Source organism: Streptomyces resistomycificus (assembly GCF_001514265.1).
GTDB classification, from domain to species: domain Bacteria; phylum Actinomycetota; class Actinomycetes; order Streptomycetales; family Streptomycetaceae; genus Streptomyces; species Streptomyces resistomycificus.
In genome coordinates this window covers 1,179,034-1,196,367 of sequence record NZ_KQ948988.1, presented here as the reverse complement: position 1 = coordinate 1,196,367, position 17,334 = coordinate 1,179,034, and the positions used below count along the sequence as shown (strand labels likewise).

The window sequence follows — 17,334 nt, the reverse complement described above, 5'->3', positions numbered from 1 at the left end:
CGTGTACGGCCAGTCATGGTACGCCGTGGAGGGGGCCGTTCCGGCCGTCATGCGCCCGCCGTGGGCTGCCCGCCCGTGACCGGCCGCCAGCTCGCCGGCCGCAGCGCCGGCACGTGCGCCCCGCGCACTTCCGCGAACTCGGTGTTGGCGGCGAGCAGTTGCTGACGGGCCACCCGGGGGTCGGTTTCCTTGTGCGCGGTCATGTGGGCGGCGACCAGACCGGCGACGACGGGGGTGGCGAAGGAGGTGCCGCTCCAGTGCGCGAACCCCTCGAAGGACACCCGATCGGGGGTGTCGGACTCACCGTCCTCGCTCAACACCCCGCTGTGCTGCGGGGACTGGCAGGTGCAGGGGTAGGTGAAGCCGTAGCGGCAGGCGTCGTAGGTGGTGTGCTGGTACACGTACGGGACGGGTGCCTCGAAGCCGGTGAGGACGCTGGTGAGGCGCTCGCCCGGAGCGTAGGCGTTCACCCAGGGGCCGTGGTTGCTGAAGCAGGCTCCGAACTCGCCGTCGCCGCGCAGCGCGCCGACCGACAGGACGACGTCCCGGTAGTCGGGCAGCGCGGCGTAGGCGGCGGGCCAGAAGGGCGTGGCGCTGGCGTTGTTGCCCGCCGCGGCGATCAACAGGGTGCGCTGCTGCCGGAGTTCCTCCATGAAGGCCTGGACGCCGAGTAGGCCGTCGGTGCGGCCGTTGGAGGTGCCGGCGGAGAGGCTGATGATGTCGGGCCAGCCGTCCTCGACGGCGTCGAACAGCCGCTCGCCGAACTCCGACTCCAGGATGGCGCCGGCGTCGTTGAGACTGCTGCGGACGGTGATGTCGGTGTTGGGTGCGACGGCCGCGACGAGGCCCGCGATGAACGTGCCGTGTCCGATGTACTGCAGGAGGTTGCCGTCGCCGTCGGTCTCGGTGCCGTGCAGGTCGCCCCTGACGTGGGCGAGCAGGGGGCCGGCCGCCGTGTGGTCGTGCGTGAGGCCGTTGTCGACGACGAGGACGCCGACGGCGGTGTCCGGGTCGTGGCCGGCCTCGGCCCGGGCCGGGTTGATGCCCCCGGTACGCGGGGCGGGCACCGGCTCGTCGCCGGGACAGGAGTTGACCGCGATCGACACCACGTGGTTACGGCTGACCAGCCGGTGGCCCCTGCGCCCCTCGGGCTCGCGCAGGGCCCGCAGCGCGTGCGCGACGGCCAGGTCGGCGCGCCGGTCGCCCTGACCGGGGTCGCCGACCTGGATGCGGGTGATGCCCGAGCGGTTGGTCTCCGGGCTCGCCCGGCGTACGTGGTCGGCGCTCAGGTCGGGCGCCGCGGTGAAGTGGCTGCGCACGCTGTCCTCGACGAGCCGTGCCTCCTCACCGTCGCGGGCGAGCACGACGCCCTTCTCGTAGATGAACTCCGCCGAGTCGTCCGGTCCCAGGGCCAGGGGGACGTCGGGCATGGAGCGCTGGATCTGGTCGAACTGTTCGTGGAATCGCTGTGGTGCCATTGGCAGGTCCTCCCACTGAGGCGGTGGTCGACAGTCAGAGCCGCGGGGACGCCGCCTGATACAGCGCCAAACGCGTGTGGTGTGCAACCGGGGCCACTACCATCCATGGAGTGACAGCGGGAAGCGACTCGGTTCTCGAACTGCTGCCGATGGTGTTCGCAGCGCCCAACGAGGCCCTGGCGCGGGCAGAACACGTGCTGGAATCAGATCCGTCACCGTGGTGCGCCTCCGTAGCCCACCAGGTGATCGGCATCTGGCAGCGGGACTGGGGCGACATGAAGGTCGCGCTGCACCATCTGCGCCGCGCCCGTGACCTGGCGGCGCGCGCGGGTTCCGCGGACCGGGAGGCGGACGTCCTGGCCGCGCTCGGCGTGGCGCTGGTGCACGCGGGCCGCACCCGGGAGGGCCTGAAGGAACTGGAGCGCGGTGTCGCCGTCAGCGGCGGGCACACCCGCGCGCGCGTCCTGTACCGGCGGGCCTACGCCTCGTGGGTGCTGGGACATCACCGGGCCGCGCTGGACGACGTGCGTCGGTCCATCCCCGTGCTGCGCCAGGCGGACGACGTCATCTGGACGGCCCGTGCGCTGACCCTGCGCGCGACCGTGCATCTCGCGCTCGGCACGGTGGACCGGGCGGACGCCGACTTCACGGCCGCCGAGGCACTGTGGGACACCACCGGCCAGGAGCACGACAAGGCGGACGCGGTGGAGAGCCGGGGCCTCGCCGCCTTCCGCTCGGGCGACATCCCGGTGGCGCTGCGGCTGCTGGACGAGGCGGGCGAGCGGTACGCCAAGCTCGGCACTCCGACCTTCATGCTCAACATCCGGCGCTGCGAGGTCCTGATGGCGGCCGGCCTGGCCCCGGAGGCGCTGGCCGAGGCGGACGCGGCGATCGGGGTCCTCGACGGGATCGGCGGACAGTCCACGCGCAAGGCCGAGCTGCTGCTGGCAGCGGCACGGGCGGCCCGGCTGGCGGGCGACCCGCACACGGCGATCGCCCGCGCGGACATGGCCGTACGGCTGTTCGCCGGTCAGCGGCGCACCTGGTGGGAGACGCACGCCCGGCTGGTACTGATCGAGGCGCGGGTCGCCGCCGGGCGCGGCTCGGGCCGGCTGGTCGCGGACACCGCCGCGGTGGCGGAGCGGCTGGCCTCGTTCGGCTCGCCGGCCGCGCCGGAGGCGTCGCTGCTCGCCGGGCGGATCGCCCTGGGCCTCGGCTGGACGGCGGACGCCGAACGGCATCTGACGGCCGCCGCACGCAGCCGGCACAGCGGGCCGCCGCTGGCGCGGATGACGGGCTGGGCGGCGCAGGCGCTGTGGGCCCGGGCGGCCGGTTCCGGCCGGGGTGTGCTGGAGGCCTGCCGGCGCGGGCTCGACGTGCTCGACGACCACCGGATGACGCTCGGCGCCTCGGAGCTGCGGGCCCGGGCCACCGCACAGGGCGCCGAACTCGCCGCGCTGGCCCAGCAGGCCAGCCTCGACTCGGGCGGCCCGCGGCGGCTGCTGGTGTGGAGCGAGCGCTGGCGGGCCACGGTCCTGTCCGCGCCACCCACCCGGCCCCCCGCCGACCCGGCCCTGCTCAGCGGGCTCACCGCCTTCCGGGAGATCGCCGCCCGCGCCGAGGCGGCCCGGATGGAGGGCCGTCCGGTGCCGACGCTGGAGCGGGACCAGCGGCGCCTGGAGCGGGAGATCCGCTCCCGGACCCTGCACATCCGCGGCGAGGCACCCGGCGGCGGCGACCGCTTCGACCCCGCCCGGCTGCTGGCACGGCTGGGGGACGACGACGTGCGGCTGGTGGAGCTGGCCGTCGTCGACGGGCGGGTGCACGTGCTGCTGTGCGGGCAGGGGCGGGTGCGGCGGTTCGAGGCGGGGCTGCTGGCCGCGGCGGAGACCGAGGCCGAGCATGTGCAGGCGGGGCTGCGGCGGTTGGCCCACCCGGGAGCGGAGGCCCGACTTCCCGTGGTGGAGGCCGCGGGGCGGCGCCTGGAGGAGCTGCTGTTGGGTCCGGCGGCGGCGCAACTGGGGTCGGGGCCGGTCGTGGTGGTGCCCCCGGGCCGGCTGCACCGGGTGCCGTGGGCGCTGCTGCCGTCGCTGCGGGAGCGGGTGTTCAGCGTGTCGCCGTCGGCGAGCAGCTGGCTGCGCGCCCGGGAGACGTCCCCGCCGCCGGGTGGCCGCCAGGTCCTGGTGCGTGGGCCGGGGTTGGCGACCGGTGGTGCCGAGGTGCCCGAACTGGCCGAACGGTACGGCGGATCGACCGTTCTGGAGCACGAGGACGCGCGGGTGCCCAGGGTGTTGGCGGAGCTGGACGGGTCGGCGCTGGCCCACATCGCCGCGCACGGCACGTTCCGCGCGGACAGCCCGTTGTTCTCGTCGCTGCGGATGGCCGACGGGCCGTTGATCGTCCATGACTTCGAACGCCTGGACCGCAGCCCGTACCGGATCATCCTCTCCTGCTGCGACACCGCCCGGTTCGCCTCCGTCGGCGCCGACGAGCTGCTGGGTCTGGTCACCGCGCTGCTGCCCCTCGGCACGGCCGGGGTGGTGGCGTGCAGCGCACCCGTCAACGACGCGGCGGTGGTGCCCCTGATGCTCGCCCTGCACAAGGGACTCAGCGCCGGCCTGTCCCTCGCGGAGGGTCTGCGCGACGCCCGCGCGGCGCTTCCCGGCGACGCGACCCACCAGGCGACGGGATGGGCGTTCTCGGCGTTCGGGGCGGCGTGACGTCGCCGACGGGGCGGTGCGGCGCCCCGCCGGCGACCGGGTCCGGGGCGGTCTGACCCCTCCCCCGATCACGGGGGTCAGACCGCCGGTCCGGTGGGCGGCTCAGGCCGACTGCGCCTGAGGCGGTTCCACGAGCCAGGGCAGCGCGCCCCGGTCGCTCGCGCCGAGGCGGGCGTACGCGCCGTAGAGGTGATTGCCGACGGTACGGATGGACAGGGTGAGCTTCTCCGCGATCTGCCGGTTGCTGAGGCCGGCGGCGGCCAGGGTGACGATCTGCCGCTGACGGGCGGTGAGTTCGCCCAGCACCAGGCCGGACAGGGCCGGCGTGCGGGCGCCCTGGCAGCGCCGGGCGAGGGCGACGGCACGGGTACGTGAGGTGCGGGCCGCACGCGGGTCGCGATGCGCGCGTACGGCCTGTGCGTGCGCCTCGGCGGCGAAGAGCAGCAGGCCGCGCTCCTCCAGTTCCGCGGCCGCCCGGTCCAGGGCGGGACCGTCACGGCGGGCGAGAGCGTCGGCGTGCCGGCCCAGGACGCCGGACAGCCTCCCGACGGCCGGCTCCGGAACGCCGAACCGGACGGCCTCGTACACCTCCTCGACCTCGCCGGGGACCACGGCCGCCTGCGCGTCGCCGGTGACCGCCGCCACCTCGGCCTCGCCGGTGACCGCCGCCACCGCCGCGTCGACGTCACCGCCCGCCGCCGACAGCCAGGCGGCCGCCCCACCCCCGTGGGAGCGGCCGCCCAGTACCTGGTGCGCGGTGGCCGTGTCGCCCGACTGGGCGGCGACCAGGGCGAGTTCACGGCGGCAGGCCGGACTGTCCCCGGCCGCCCGCAGCCCCTCCCGCGCCCATGCCGCCGCCTCGCGCAGTTCTCCCCGCAGCCGCGAGAACCGCGCCCGTACGGCCGCGTAGTCGGCGGGCACCCCGGTGCCCTCGTCGAGCAGCCACTCCCCCACGGGTGTCGGCGTCGTCCGGACGTACGCCCGCTCGATCGCCCTGGTCAGCGCGGCGGACTCGGCGGCCAGAGCGGCCGTGCAGCTGTCCGGCGTGCGGGCCAGCCGTCGCGCCCGCAGGCGTCCGGCCGACGCGCGCAGCACCGGACCGTACAGCGGGCGGGCGAGGTGGACCGAGCCGTGGTCGTCGACGCTGACCAGGCCGTCGGCCTCCAGGCGTTCGAGGCCGCGCAGGTCGAGGTCGTCCATGGGGAGGGAAAAGGGCTCACCGAAGGCCAGCCGTTGGAGGGTCTCGAGCTCCCCGGGGTCGGGGCGGTCGAGGATTCGCGCGGTGTGTTCGCGGACGGTGGCCGTGATCGGCACGGGACCGCGCCAGGAACGGGTGCCCGAGCCGTCCGGTACGGGGGCGAGCAGGTCGCGTACCGCGCCGAGCAGGTCGCGCAGCAGCCTCAGGTCGCCCTCGCACAGGCGGTACAGGCGGTTGACGGTGAGGGGCTCCAGGCCGTCGCCGGTGACCGACGCCAGCAGTCGGGCCGTCTCCTGCCGGGGCAGCGGGTCCAGGGCGAGGCGGGGCAGCAGCTCGCCGGTCCACAGGCGGGAGATCGCGCCGGGCACCGGGGCGCCCTCGGTGGTGACGACCAGGAGGCGGGTGCGGCCGTGCACGGCCAGCTGGTGGACCAGGGCGGCGGAGGCGTCGTCGAGCAGATGGGCGTCGTCGACCAGCAACAGCCGCGTGCCGGAGAGAAGTTGGACGGCGCGGTGCAGGGACACTGACTCGGGGAGCAGGTGCGCGAACGCGGCGAAGGGGATCTGCCGGGTCTCGGGCGTCCCGGCGACCGTGGCGTAGTCGGTGCCGCGGACCGCCTCGGTGGCCAGGCGGGTCTTGCCGCTGCCCGCCGCGCCGGTCACCACGATGCCGCGCCGTGCCGAGGTCAGGGCCCCGCGCACCAGATCGAGTTCGTCCTCGCGCCCGGTGAACGGCCAGGGCAGCTCCAGCGTCTTCGCGTCCCGTTCGAAAGTCGTCACGAGAGCTAGAGCAGCCCTACTCACTCTTGATACAGGGGGACTTGAGTAGGCCCCGACTCAGGCGCCCGGGAGCGGTCGAGGGCAGGCTGTTCGCCATGACCGCACGCTACTGCTCTCTCGCGCAGCAGCCCGCCCCGGCCTTCGCGCCGGGACTGGCCGCCGAGCGGCACAGTGCGCTCATCGCCGGGGGCCGGATGTGGGCCAACCACACCGTGCTGCACTACTACTTCTTCGAGGACGACACCGACGGGTCCGTCATTCCGGTACCGGGAACCGGCTCGAGCAGGCGGGTGCCGTGGGCCGGCGCCAAGGAGCAGCTGGACGTCGTACGCGAGTGCTTCCAGGAGTGGCGGGACCTCGGTATCGGGGTGACGTTCGCCGAGGTCGGCGACCGTTCGGAGGCCGAGCTGCGGATCGGGTTCCAGGTCGGGGACGGCTCCTGGTCGACGGTGGGCAAGGACGCCCTCCGGGTCGGGCTGAACGAACGCACCATGAACTTCGGCTGGGACCTGACCGCGGCCGGGGAACGCGGCACGGCCCTGCACGAGATCGGGCACGCGCTCGGCATGCTGCACGAGCACCAGAGCCCGTTCGCCGGTATCCACTGGGACGACGAGGCCGTCTACGCCGACCTGGCGGGCCCGCCGAACTTCTGGAGCCGGGACCGGACGTTCGCCAACATCCTGCGCAAGCTGGACCCGCACGAGGTGCACGGTTCGGTGTGGGACCCGCAGTCGATCATGGAGTACCCCTTCGAGGCGGGGCTGATCCTGGAGCCGGAGCAGTACCGCAGGGGCCTCACCCCGCCCGGTACGCTCTCCGCCGCGGACAAGGAGTACGTCCTGCGCTGGTATCCGCCGGCCGAGCCGGGGTGGGTGCCCGCGCTGGTGCCCTTCCGGTCGGTGCCGCTGGGTCTGGGCCCGGGCGAGCAGGCCGACTTCGTCGTCGAGCCGCCGGAGACCCGCGAGTACACCGTGGGCACCTTCGGCGAGAGCGACGCGCTGGTGGTGCTCTTCGAGGAGCGGGACGGCGAGCCCCGCTACCTCACCGGCGAGGACGACGGGGGCACCCCGCGCAACGCCACGATCAAGGCCCGTCTGGTCAAGGGCCGCCGCTACTTCGTCCGTGTGCGCCTGTACTCCGGCTGGGGTTCGGGGGAAACAGCCGTCATGTGCTGGTGACAGCACGGCAGGCCGCACGGACGATGTCGGACCGCGGTCCGGCGCCGGGGGAGCGGGCGAGGACGTCACCTTCGGGGGAGGGTGACGTCCTCGCCCCACGCCACCGCCGGGATCACACCGCCTGGTGGTGGGCGGCCGTCGCACGCGTCACCTCCGCCAACTCCTGCCGCACCTGCGGCGGTTCGAGGACCTCGGCATCGGGTCCTAAGCCGAGCAGGCGACGGCAGGCGGCTCGGGGCGAGTCGAAGTGCAGGAGGAGGCGGTACCAGCCGTCCTCCGGGTCCGGGGTGGCCCGGGCGGCGGACGTGGTGTCGCCGAGCACGTCGGGCAGGGCGGCGACAGTTGGAAGGGCTAGTGGACTTGGGCCGTGTGTGTCGCCCAGTCGAGGATCTGCACGGCCGATCCGGCGGCTTCCAGGCCTCGGCAGCGGGAGTGGTGCCGACGGGCGATGCCGTCGAGGTCGAGGTGGCCGCCGAAGGCCGGGTGGGCGGCCAGTCGGCGGGCGTAGGCCCACAGGAGGGGGTGGTCGGCGATGCGGTGCACGGCTGCGGCGTCCAGGTGATGGCGGTGCACGGTGTCGAGTTGGACGAGGGTGACCCACAGGTCGACGTCCGCCCCGGTGACCTGCTCCCGGATCAGGAACTCCCGCCCGACCAGCCAGCGCTCCAGCGCGCCCAGCGTCTCCAGCAGCTCGGCGAGCGCCGCGTCCCGCTCCCCCGGCCCGACGCCCGCCGTACCGGCCCGCTGCGCGGCCTGTTCGATGCCGCGGGCACAGAGCCGTTCGACGGCCTCGATCTCCGACTCCGCCCCGCGCGGGTACAGGGCCGTTGTGCCGCCGCCGAAGTGCCGGGACAGGTCACGGGTGATGTCGGGCGCGTGGGTGCTCACGATCCGCCCCGACCAGTCGTCGCTGAGTACCGGCCCGACGGCCGCGCCCGTGTACCGGTGCACGCTCGCCTCGTAGAGCGGGCGGAGCGCGGAGTGTCCCCCGTCGGGGCAGTCGGGGACCACGCCGAGGGACGTCACCGGGCAGACGTCGTCGAGTCCGAGCAGGCTGTGCGCCACGGCGATCCGGAGGCCGTCGGGACATGTGGGCGACAGGTGGAGGCGGTAGCGGCGGGGCACGGCGTAGTGCCCGCTGCGCGCGTCCTGGCCGATCCGGCCCCGGAACGCGGGTGCCGGGCGGGTAGCGGGGACGGAGGCGAGCGGAGTGACGGACATGGTTCTCCCCGGGGTGGAGGCGTGGACGTACGCGCGGCGGAAGCGACGTCGGGCGACGAGCGGCGGCCGCCGCCCCGTGCGGCACGGAGCAGACGGCACCCTTCGGGGCACCGCCTGTCCGCTCGGGCACGGGGCCGGCCGGGCTCAGCCCAGGGGGCTGATCGCGCTGCAGACGCGCAGCAGATCGATGTGACGGCGGGAGGTCAGAAGAGGGGACGGCCGAGGCGTACGGCTCACACCGCTGGTGATCGGCTCAAGGCGCCCCATGCTTCCCTACCTGTTCACTAGGATTCCCCTCTGGAGTCTGGTTGGCCCTCCGGTCCCCGTCAAGGGTGCGTCCACCAGGCGGGCACCCGCCGGCCACGTCCGGCTACTCCGGCGGTGTCGGCGTGTCGTGCGTGCGGTACATCGCCTGGACGTCAAGCTCCAGTTGGACCGTCGGGCCGACGACCGCGATGCCGCGTGCCAGCATCGAGCGCCAGTTGAGGGTGTAGTCCTCTCGGTGCAGTTCCGCCTTGGCCAGGGCCGCGCAGCGCAGCTCCTCGCCGTAGCCGCCGTTGACCATGCCCAGATAGGTCGTGTCCAGCGAGACCGACCGGCTCACGCCGTGCATGGTGAGGCTGCCCAGCAGGCTCCACTTGGTGCCGCCCCGGTAGGCGAAGCGGGTGCTGGAGAACTCGATGTACGGGTAGCGGTCGACGTCGAGGAAGTCCGCCGAACGCAGGTGGGTGTCACGCGTGTTGTTGCCGGTGGTGATGCTCGACGCGTCGATGCGCACCTGGACGCGGGACTGGCTCATGTCCTGGGCGACCTGCAGGCCGCCCTCGAACCGTTCGAACCGGCCGTGCACATGGGCCATGCCGACGTGCTTGGCGACGAAGCGGATCGCCGTGTGCGGCGGGTCGAAGAGCCAGGTGCCGGGGACCGGCAGTTCGAGCTGCCGGGCCGACTGGAGCCAGACCTGCTGCGCGGCGGCGCGGCTGTCCGGTTCGACGTCGAAGGTCTCGCGGTGCGGTTCCAGCCCCTCGGCCACGATCAGGAGGCTGTAGTTGCCCGGCGGCAGGACGGCCATGAAGTAGCCGTACGGGTCGGTGGTGCCGCGGGCCGCGACCCGGTGGCTGCGCAGTTCGGTCACCGTCACGTCGGCGCCGCCCATGGGCTCGTTCACGGGGTCCAGGACCTCGCGGACGACGACACCGGCGCCGGACGGTACGGGAGGCGTGAGGCCCGCGGCGCCTCCGGAGGCTGTCCTGAATCGCCGCCGGAGCAGTCCGAGGGGCATGGTGTTCACCTTTCGGTCTTCGTTCGGTTTGCGTCTGTGGGGTTCGGGGCGGGCCTCGGTCGGAGGTCACTGCCGGGCTGGTGGTTCGGGGCGGGCCCCGGTCGGTGGTCACTGCCGGGCTGGGGGTTCGGGGCGGGCCCCGGTCGGAGGTCAGTGCCGCGCTGAGGGCCGGTCGCCCGCGTACGCCGCTCTCAGTACCCCGAGCACGCCGGCCTCGGTGACCTCACGCGGGTTCGGGTACGCCTGCCCGGACACCGCGCCCGCCGCCACCGCCACGTCGGTCTCCTTCAGGCCGAGTTCGGCCAGGGAACGGGGTGCGCCGAGGCGGCCCGCGAGTTCCCGGAGGGCTTCCGGCACGTCGTCGGTGTCCAGGGCCCGGCCGAGCGCCGCCATGGCCTCGGGCGCGGCGGGCGCGTTGTACGCGAGGGCGTACGGCAGGACCACGGTGTGGGTTTCGGCGTGCGGCAGGCCGAAGGTGCCGCCGAGGACGTGGCACAGCTTGTGGTGCAGGCCCATGGTGGTCGCGCCGAGTGCGGCGCCGCAGAGCCACGCCCCGTAGAGGGCGCGGCCGCGGGCGTCCAGGTCATGGGGGTCGGCCGCCAGGGCGGGGAGGGCACCCGTCATGGCCCGTGCGCCTTCCTCGGCCATCAGCGAGACCAGCGGTGAGGCGTCGGGCGCGTACAGGGCCTCGGCGGCGTGCGCCACGGCGTTGACGCCGCTGGTCACGGACAGGCCCACCGGCAGGGAGAGGGTGAGTTCGGGGTCGTAGACGACGCTGCGCGGCAGGACCGACGGGTCGCGGCCGGTGCGCTTGGTGCCGTGCTCGGTCAGGCCCCAGACGGGGGTCATCTCGGAGCCGGAGTACGTCGACGGCACGGCGAGCAGCGGGAGGCCGGTGCGCAGCGCGATCACCTTGCCGAGGCCGATGGCGGAGCCGCCGCCGACGGCCACGCAGCCGTCGGCGCCGACGGCCCGCACCGCCTCGACGGCCCGGTCGGCGACCTCCGCCGGTACGTGCATCCGGGCCTCGGCGTGCAGCCCGGCACAGGCGTCGCCCAGCGCGTCCGCAACGGCCCGGGCCGTCTCCGCGCCCCGTGGCCCGCAGACCACCAACAGCCGCCGCAGTCCGAGGCGTCCGGCCTCGTCCGGAACCGCGGTGACCGAGCCACCGGGCCGCAGGACGACCCGCATGGGCTGAGCCTCGTAGGTGAACTCCCTCATGACCGGACCGGGTTGAGCACGAGGTCGAAGCGGGCGTGTCGGAACGGGTTGGGGAGGCCGAACTCCCGTGCCAGGGACGGGTCGTCGGTCTCGGAGAAGTCCTTGACGAGGCTCTCCTTGACCGCGAACACGGCGTCCGAGTCGAGGTGGTCGCTGCCGGCCACGAAGATGTGCGTGGTGACCGGCGCGTGCCCCTCGGCCGAGGCGATGAAGTGGATGTGGGCCGGGCGGTAGGGGTGGCGGCCGGTCGCCCGCAACAGGTCACCGACGGGGCCGTCCGTGGGGATCGGATACGGGCTCGGCACGCAGGTGCGGAACCGGAAGCGGCCCTCGTCGTCCGCCGTGAACAGCCCGCGCCCGTTGCCGGGTGGCTGGACCTGTGGCTGCTGCACGTCGTAGTACCCCTCGGCGTTCGCCTGCCAGACGTCGAGGGTCGCGCCCGGCAGCGGGGTCCCGTCCCGGGACAGCACGCGCCCGCTGACCACGCACGGCTCGCCGTCACCGACCAGGTCGATGTCGGCGCCGAGCGCGCGGACGGGGGACTCGGTCATGTGGAAGGGACCCAGCACCGTCGACTCGGTCACGTCCTCGCTCCCGTTCTCGCCCCCGTTCCCGTTCCCGGCCTCCCTCCCGTCTTCGCCGCCGGCTCCTTCGCTGTTGATCGTCTCGACGAGCATCGACACGCCGAGCACGTCCGACAGGAGGACGAACTCCTGCCGGGTGTCCGTGCAGGCCTGCCCGGTCGCCGTCAGGAAGTCGACGGCCCTCCCCCACTCCGCCATGGTCGGCTCGGTCTCGCGGACGAAGGCGTGCAGATGGCGGGTGAGGGCGGCGAGCAGTTCGCGCAGCCGGGGGTCGGCCGTGCCTTCGAGGCTGTCCACCACAGCCTCGGTGATGTGGGCGGTGAATTCGCTGGTCATGTCCCGTGGTCCTTCCCGTCAGCCATGTCCGAGGATGCGTCGCACCGCCTCGGTGAGCAAACGGTCCGCCTCCGCGTCGGACGCGGCCGCCGTGGCGTGCCGGAAGGCGACGTACCCGTCCGGCCGTACGAGCAGGGCTCCCCCGTCGGCCACCTCGCTGAGCCGCGCCCAGTCCCCGTACGGGTCCTCGTACTCCTGGCCCGGTCCGATGACGACGGTGGCGATCTCCAGGTCCTGGGCCCGGGCCGCCTCGGCCCAGGCCGTGCCGCCGATGCCGGTGAGCAGCGTGAAGCGGCCCCGGCCGACGGTGTCGAGGGTGGACAGGGTGCGGGTGCCCGAGGTGATCCAGGCGTGCGGGAGCTTGGCGCCGGGGCGGGAGCTCGGCTGGTGGTACAGCTCCGGGTCGCGGTCGAACCCGGGGGCGGGCGTGCCGTCGGGGACGATCGCGTCGGAGGCGTAGCGCTGGTTGAGGTCGACGCCGTGCGCGTTGAACTCGTACACCTTGAACGCGATCGCCTCGCGCAGCCTCGCCCGCTGTTTCCGCGCCGCCTCGGTGTCGTCCTTGCGGGCGTCGATGTTGGCCCACAGCTGCTCGGGGGTCTGCGGGGAGAGGCCGTCGAGGGCCTCGAAGACCGGGGCGGTCTCGCCGATGGACCTGTTGGCGCGGGTGACGATCTGCCTGCCGATCGGGGCGCGCTCGGCGGTGTAGGTGTCGAGCAGCTTCGGACCGGCGACGCCTTCGAGGACGAGCTTCAGCTTCCAGGCCAGGTTGTAGGAGTCCTGGATGGAGGTGTTGGAGCCGAGGCCGTTGGACGGCGGGTGGCGGTGCGTGGCGTCTCCGGCGCAGAAGACGCGGCCGTTCGCGTACGTCTGCGCGTACATCTCGTTGACGGTCCAGGCCGAGGACGACTTGACGGTCACGGGGATCTCGTCGTCGCCGACCAGCTTGCGGACGACCGACTCGGCGTACTCCGTGGTCAGGTCGGGTGCGCCCGCGGTGACGTCGTACCCCCAGACGACCATCCACTTGTTCCAGGGCCGGACGCAGCGCACCAGGCCGGCGCCGATACCTCCGACGGTGGCCCCGGGCGCCAGTACCCAGTACAGGGTGGACGGCCGGTGGGCGGTGTACCGGCTCAGGTCGGCGTCGAAGACGATGTTGACGCTGCCGGCCACGCCCATCTGGCCGCCCATCGGCAGCCCGGCGTCCGCGGCGACCTGCGAGCGGCCGCCGTCGGCACCGACGAGGTACTTGGCCCGGATGGTGTACTCGTCGCCGCGCAGCCGGTCCTCGACGGTGACCGTCACACCGTCGGCGTCCTGGACGAAGGACTTGTAGACCGTGCTGAACCGCAGTCGCGTGCCCCTTGCGACCGCCGCGTCGACGAGCACCGGCTCCATGAGGTGCTGGGGCATGTCGCACATGCGGGTGGGGCTGGCGAGCTCGTGGGCCGCCTGCACGAGCGGGTCGTTGCCCCAGGACCGGACCCGGCCGAGTTCCTCGCCGGCCAGGCTGGTGCAGAAGGTCGTGTTGCCCATCAGGTGCTGTGGCGTGGCCTTGGCCACGACCTCGTCCTCGACCCCGAGGTCCCGCAGCACCTCCATGGTGCGCTGGTTGGTGATGTGGGCCCGGGGTGTGTCGGCGAGGCTCGCGTAGCGGGTGACGACGATGTTCGCGACGCCGTACGTGCTCAGGGCGAGCGCGGCGGAGGCGCCCGCGGGGCCGCTGCCGACGATGAGTACGTCGGTCACGACATCGGGCTCGACGGTGTGCACGGCAAACGCTCCAGGGAATGAGGACAGGGGCCGACCTTCCAAGATCATGTAGGGCGGCGAGGGAGCGCGGGTGTCTCAATTCGAGACAGCGTCGAGACGGCGGGCCGGGGAGCATCGCGGGGAATACGTGCCGCGACAGTCGAACGTTCAACCACTCCCGGTAGGGTGAACGCCGTCGTGACCACCGCAGAGCACCCCACCGCCCGCCCCGCGCTCGATTCGCTGCGCAGGGCCCGCGAGCTGTTCCTGACGGGGCGGCAACTGCCTGACGGGGTGCCGGAGGAGATCGTCTCCGCGTGGAGGCGCGCCCGGTTCCTCGGCGTACGGCACGACGTCGGGGACGCGGTGCCCGAGCGCGCCGTACGGCCTCCCGAGTCCCTTCTGCTGACCGCGGCGCGGCCGGTGCTGGAGCGGATCGCCGCCGGTCTCGGCCCCGGGCAGCCGGCGCTCGTGCTCACGGACGAGCGGCTGCGCGTGCTGTGGTCGACCGGGTTCGCCCGGGACGACCTCGGCCGTCCCGACCTCTCCGAACAGGCGGTCGGCCACAACAGCGCGGTCCGCGCGCTGCGTACCCGCCGACGGGCCGAGGTGCACGGGCCCGAGCACTTCCTCGACCTGTGGCAGGACGTCTCCGCGGTCAGCGTGCCGCTGCTCGCGCCGGGGACGGGGCGGATCCTGGGCACGGTCACGGTGGCCTCCCGACTGTGCGCCGAGTGCGGGCCGCATCCGGGCGCCCCGCTCGCCGAGGCCGCCGCGAGTGCCGTCGAGGCGGAACTCCTCGCGCGGTCACGGTCGGCGGAACGCGTGTTGCTGGACGCGTACCTGCGGGCGGTGGGCGAGGAGCCCGGGAGGCAGGGGCGCCGCGCGGTCGTCGCCCTCGACGGGCGCAACCGTCTCGTCAGCGAGGACGCGGCACGACTGCTGTCGCCGGAGGGCCTGGAGGCGCTGGAACGGCACACGGTCTCCTTGCTGGAAGCGGCTTCGGGGGTGGGCACGGAGGCCGGCGGCCCGGGTTCAGGGGCCGGTTCGGCGCTCGCCGGCACCGGGGCGGCAGCGGATGCGACGTTCCAGAGGACCCGGACGGCAGCCGATGCCACGCCCCAGACGACCCGGACGGCAGCCGATGCCACGCCCCAGACGACCCGGACGGCAGCCGATGCCACGCCCCAGACGACCCGGACGGCAGCCGATGCCACGCCCCAGGGGGCCGGGACGGCAGCCCGTTCCGCGCCTTCGACGTCGTACGACATACGACTCCCGCACACGGCCGGGTGTTCCGCGACCGTCACCCCCGTACTGCACCAGGGCTCGGCGATCGGCGCGGTCGCGGTGCTGGAGCCGGTGGGGGACGCGGCGGACGTGTCGTCGGCCGGGACGGGCGGCGTGGGACTTGCCGGGCGGTCGGTGCCCTGGCGGCACGCGGTGGCTCGTGCGACGGAGCTGGCCCGGCACCCCGGCCCGCTCCTCATCGTCGGGGAACGCGGCACCGGGAAGACCGCGCTCGCCCGGGAACTGGCCGCGAGCCCGTTGGCCGCCGACGCGGCGGAAGGGGAAATCGGCTCCTGGCTCGGGCAGTTGGCACAGGACCGGGCGCTCCTCGTACGCCACGTCGAGCGTCTTGAGCAGTCCGACACGGCGACCCTCAACGCGCTCCTCGAAACACATCCGGACGCCCCGCTACTGGTCACGTACACCCCCGGAACGCCTCCCGGCCCGTGTCTTCAGCGACTCCTCGACTCCCTCGCCGCACGGTCGGTCACCCTCCCCGCCCTGCGCGAACGCACGGAGGACATAAGGGAGTTGCTCACGGCTCTGACGCCCGGGCCGGTGCCGGGGCAGCCGCCGCTCACCTGGACGCTGGACGCGCTGCGCGCGCTGGAGCGATACCCGTGGCCCGGCAACGTCACCGAACTCGCCCACGTCGTACGTACGTTGGCGGAGACCCGCCGCGCGACGGGCCCCGTCCGACGCGCCGAGCTGCCCGACCTCGTACGTGAGGGGCCCGCGCGCCGCCGCCTCAGCCCGATGGAACACGCGGAGCGCGCCGCCATCCTGGACGCCCTGCACCGAAACGGCGGCAACAAGGCCCGCACGGCGGCGGCCCTGGGCATCGCGCGCGCCACGCTGTACCGGAAGCTGCGGGGTTACCGGGGCTGAATGCGAACAGGAAGCGCGTCGTTGAGAGCAGGTCGAGTCATTGGGACGAGGCCGAGGGGAAGTCCCTGATCAGGGGAACGCTGACCTGCTACTGAACCAACTACCGGCAGCCGGCCGCACAGGGCCCGGCATCTCGGGGCGGCTGCCCTTCGCGCCGGCCTGCAGCCGGCGCGGTGGCCTCGTGGTCGCGCGCACCACCAGCGTCACCCGATCAGTGGCCGTGATGAAAGCCCTCAGTGACGGACGCGAATCACTTGTTCCATGTCAGGCTCACTTTCAGTTGAGCGGAAGCTCCGGCTGCCGTGATGACCGCCCCTGCCTGGGCACTGAGTTCGACACCGAACTCGACGACGAGGACGTCGGGCCGTTGCACGAAGTCCTCCACTTGCTCGGCCACACCACGAGTAACGGCCCGCACGGCGTGCATGACCGACTCGAACGCACCCTCGGCCTTCTCGATTACCGCCGACGTCGAGGCACCCCGGGTGCGGATGGAGCTAGGCGCCTGCCCGTCGGAGACCCTGACGCGCACGGCGCTGCCGTCGTCTAGCGAGAACTCCATAATGGTCATAAAGTATGGATTAACACGAAATGCTAGATATCGCCAGGTAGTTGAGGGTTCTCCTATTGCCCGAGCGCGCACGCGAAGCGAGGGCAGGGGCGGTGGGCTACGGCCGCACTGGATGCGGCCTTACTCCCGAAGGAGCTGAGCGATGCCACTCGCCGTCGAGATCGTTCTTATCGCCATCGGTATTGTCCTCCTGGCGCTCGCCCTGATCGGCAGCGGCATCTCGCGCCGCTTGATGACCATCCCGAAGATGCATCGGGCACCGCGCGTCGTGCTCGCCATTCTCGGTGTTCTGCTACTGGCCGGCGGAATGTGGGGGCTGTCGATCGAGTCGGAAGAGCAAGGTCCTTCGCTGGGCGACCTCAAATCGCACATTCCCGCCGAGGTAAAGTCCGCACTGAACTGCACCGAGTCCGCCGAGTCCCCCAAGGACGCGGTGAAGGTGGACTGCAGCACGGTTGACAGCGTTCCGGAACAGGCTTGGTACATCATGTTCCCCGACGTGAACGCCATGCAGGAATACTTCATGAAGCAGGTCGCCCCCGGCAGCCTCCAGGGAGACGAGTGCAGCACCATAGACGACTACACGGAGGGGAGCCACCAAACATATTCCTTCGACGACCAGTCCGTAGTTATCGGCGACTACGCCTGCTACAGATCCGAGAATATCGCGGTCGCCATGTACACGGACCGCCGTTTCAACATCGTCGTCGGGGCCCAGATCTCGAATCCGCAGTACTTCACCGACTTCCAAACCTGGGTCGCAACCACCTCGCAACCTGCGGGAGATGCGGACGCTACCCCGACGCCCTCGCACACGTCGCAGTGAGTCG

The 17,334-nt window shown here is 73.0% G+C and carries 14 protein-coding genes; 4 read left to right on the top strand and 10 right to left on the bottom strand.

Going from position 1 to position 17,334, the window contains the following annotated elements; genetic code table 11:
• Positions 1-47: 47 nt before the first annotated feature.
• Complete coding sequence (locus AQJ84_RS05095; RefSeq protein ID WP_053191730.1) at positions 48-1,478, bottom strand: S8/S53 family peptidase; 1,431 nt, start codon at positions 1,476-1,478, stop codon at positions 48-50.
• Between the two features lie 149 nt (positions 1,479-1,627).
• Here AQJ84_RS05095 and AQJ84_RS05090 point away from each other — a divergent pair, with 149 nt between their 5' ends.
• Positions 1,628-4,198 (top strand): CHAT domain-containing protein, encoded by a 2,571-nt coding sequence (locus AQJ84_RS05090; protein WP_030040881.1) that lies wholly within the window; start codon positions 1,628-1,630, stop codon positions 4,196-4,198.
• A gap of 102 nt (positions 4,199-4,300) precedes the next feature.
• Here AQJ84_RS05090 and AQJ84_RS05085 read toward each other — a convergent pair whose 3' ends face one another.
• On the bottom strand, positions 4,301-6,175 hold the full coding sequence (locus tag AQJ84_RS05085) for a LuxR family transcriptional regulator AbsR2 (protein WP_053191732.1): 1,875 nt from the start codon (positions 6,173-6,175) through the stop codon (positions 4,301-4,303).
• Positions 6,176-6,270: 95 nt separating this feature from the next.
• On the opposite strand from AQJ84_RS05085, the gene absR1 reads away from it, so the two are divergent.
• Positions 6,271-7,356: a beta-glucuronidase AbsR1 gene (absR1, locus tag AQJ84_RS05080; protein ID WP_030040879.1), complete on the top strand. Its 1,086-nt coding sequence runs from the start codon at positions 6,271-6,273 to the stop codon at positions 7,354-7,356.
• A 112-nt stretch (positions 7,357-7,468) separates the two neighbouring features.
• Here absR1 and AQJ84_RS42925 read toward each other — a convergent pair whose 3' ends face one another.
• The 7 genes from AQJ84_RS42925 to AQJ84_RS05050 all read right to left on the bottom strand — a co-directional run bounded on the left by AQJ84_RS42925 (position 7,469) and on the right by AQJ84_RS05050 (position 13,776).
• Positions 7,469-7,678: a WYL domain-containing protein gene (locus tag AQJ84_RS42925; protein ID WP_030040878.1), complete on the bottom strand. Its 210-nt coding sequence runs from the start codon at positions 7,676-7,678 to the stop codon at positions 7,469-7,471.
• A gap of 29 nt (positions 7,679-7,707) precedes the next feature.
• Entirely contained in the window at positions 7,708-8,577 is an 870-nt protein-coding gene (locus AQJ84_RS05070) for a glutathione S-transferase C-terminal domain-containing protein (protein WP_030040877.1), read from the bottom strand.
• A gap of 144 nt (positions 8,578-8,721) precedes the next feature.
• Positions 8,722-8,844, bottom strand: coding sequence for a putative leader peptide (locus tag AQJ84_RS44900; protein WP_310591776.1), 123 nt, complete (start codon positions 8,842-8,844; stop codon positions 8,722-8,724).
• Between the two features lie 103 nt (positions 8,845-8,947).
• Positions 8,948-9,859 carry a YceI family protein gene (locus AQJ84_RS05065; protein WP_030040876.1) on the bottom strand — a complete coding sequence of 304 codons (912 nt, stop codon included), beginning with the start codon at positions 9,857-9,859 and terminating at the stop codon, positions 8,948-8,950.
• A 150-nt stretch (positions 9,860-10,009) separates the two neighbouring features.
• Positions 10,010-11,080, bottom strand: a complete 1,071-nt coding sequence (locus tag AQJ84_RS05060) for a maleylacetate reductase (protein WP_030040875.1) — start codon at positions 11,078-11,080, stop codon at positions 10,010-10,012.
• On the bottom strand, positions 11,077-12,000 hold the full coding sequence (locus AQJ84_RS05055) for a dioxygenase family protein (protein ID WP_030040874.1): 924 nt from the start codon (positions 11,998-12,000) through the stop codon (positions 11,077-11,079). Before AQJ84_RS05055 ends, AQJ84_RS05060 begins: the two co-directional genes overlap by 4 nt.
• An 18-nt stretch (positions 12,001-12,018) precedes the next feature.
• The gene (locus AQJ84_RS05050) at positions 12,019-13,776 is read right to left on the bottom strand and encodes an FAD-dependent oxidoreductase (protein WP_053191734.1); all 1,758 of its coding nucleotides are present in this window, start codon (positions 13,774-13,776) and stop codon (positions 12,019-12,021) included.
• A gap of 177 nt (positions 13,777-13,953) precedes the next feature.
• Here AQJ84_RS05050 and AQJ84_RS05045 point away from each other — a divergent pair, with 177 nt between their 5' ends.
• A complete protein-coding gene (locus AQJ84_RS05045) occupies positions 13,954-15,933 on the top strand; it encodes a helix-turn-helix domain-containing protein (protein ID WP_079022687.1) in 1,980 nt (659 codons plus the stop codon).
• A gap of 250 nt (positions 15,934-16,183) precedes the next feature.
• On the opposite strand, the gene AQJ84_RS05040 is transcribed toward AQJ84_RS05045, so the two are convergent.
• Positions 16,184-16,504: a CU044_2847 family protein gene (locus AQJ84_RS05040; protein WP_030040869.1), complete on the bottom strand. Its 321-nt coding sequence runs from the start codon at positions 16,502-16,504 to the stop codon at positions 16,184-16,186.
• 142 nt (positions 16,505-16,646) lie between these two features.
• On the opposite strand from AQJ84_RS05040, the gene AQJ84_RS05035 reads away from it, so the two are divergent.
• Positions 16,647-17,330 carry a tetraspanin family protein gene (locus tag AQJ84_RS05035; protein ID WP_030040868.1) on the top strand — a complete coding sequence of 228 codons (684 nt, stop codon included), beginning with the start codon at positions 16,647-16,649 and terminating at the stop codon, positions 17,328-17,330.
• Positions 17,331-17,334: the final 4 nt, after the last annotated feature.

Bases quoted from the DNA above. Each gene is read 5' to 3' on its own strand.
- absR1 (WP_030040879.1), top strand. From the start codon at position 6,271: ATGACCGCACGCTACTGCTCTCTCGCGCAGCAGCCCGCCCCGGCCTTC.
- AQJ84_RS05060 (WP_030040875.1), bottom strand. From the start codon at position 11,080: ATGAGGGAGTTCACCTACGAGGCTCAGCCCATGCGGGTCGTCCTGCGG.
- AQJ84_RS05035 (WP_030040868.1), top strand. From the start codon at position 16,647: ATGCCACTCGCCGTCGAGATCGTTCTTATCGCCATCGGTATTGTCCTC.
- AQJ84_RS05095 (WP_053191730.1), bottom strand. From the start codon at position 1,478: ATGGCACCACAGCGATTCCACGAACAGTTCGACCAGATCCAGCGCTCC.
- AQJ84_RS44900 (WP_310591776.1), bottom strand. From the start codon at position 8,844: ATGGGGCGCCTTGAGCCGATCACCAGCGGTGTGAGCCGTACGCCTCGG.
- AQJ84_RS05065 (WP_030040876.1), bottom strand. From the start codon at position 9,859: ATGCCCCTCGGACTGCTCCGGCGGCGATTCAGGACAGCCTCCGGAGGC.
- AQJ84_RS05055 (WP_030040874.1), bottom strand. From the start codon at position 12,000: ATGACCAGCGAATTCACCGCCCACATCACCGAGGCTGTGGTGGACAGC.
- AQJ84_RS05040 (WP_030040869.1), bottom strand. From the start codon at position 16,504: ATGACCATTATGGAGTTCTCGCTAGACGACGGCAGCGCCGTGCGCGTC.
- AQJ84_RS05090 (WP_030040881.1), top strand. From the start codon at position 1,628: ATGGTGTTCGCAGCGCCCAACGAGGCCCTGGCGCGGGCAGAACACGTG.
- AQJ84_RS05070 (WP_030040877.1), bottom strand. From the start codon at position 8,577: ATGTCCGTCACTCCGCTCGCCTCCGTCCCCGCTACCCGCCCGGCACCC.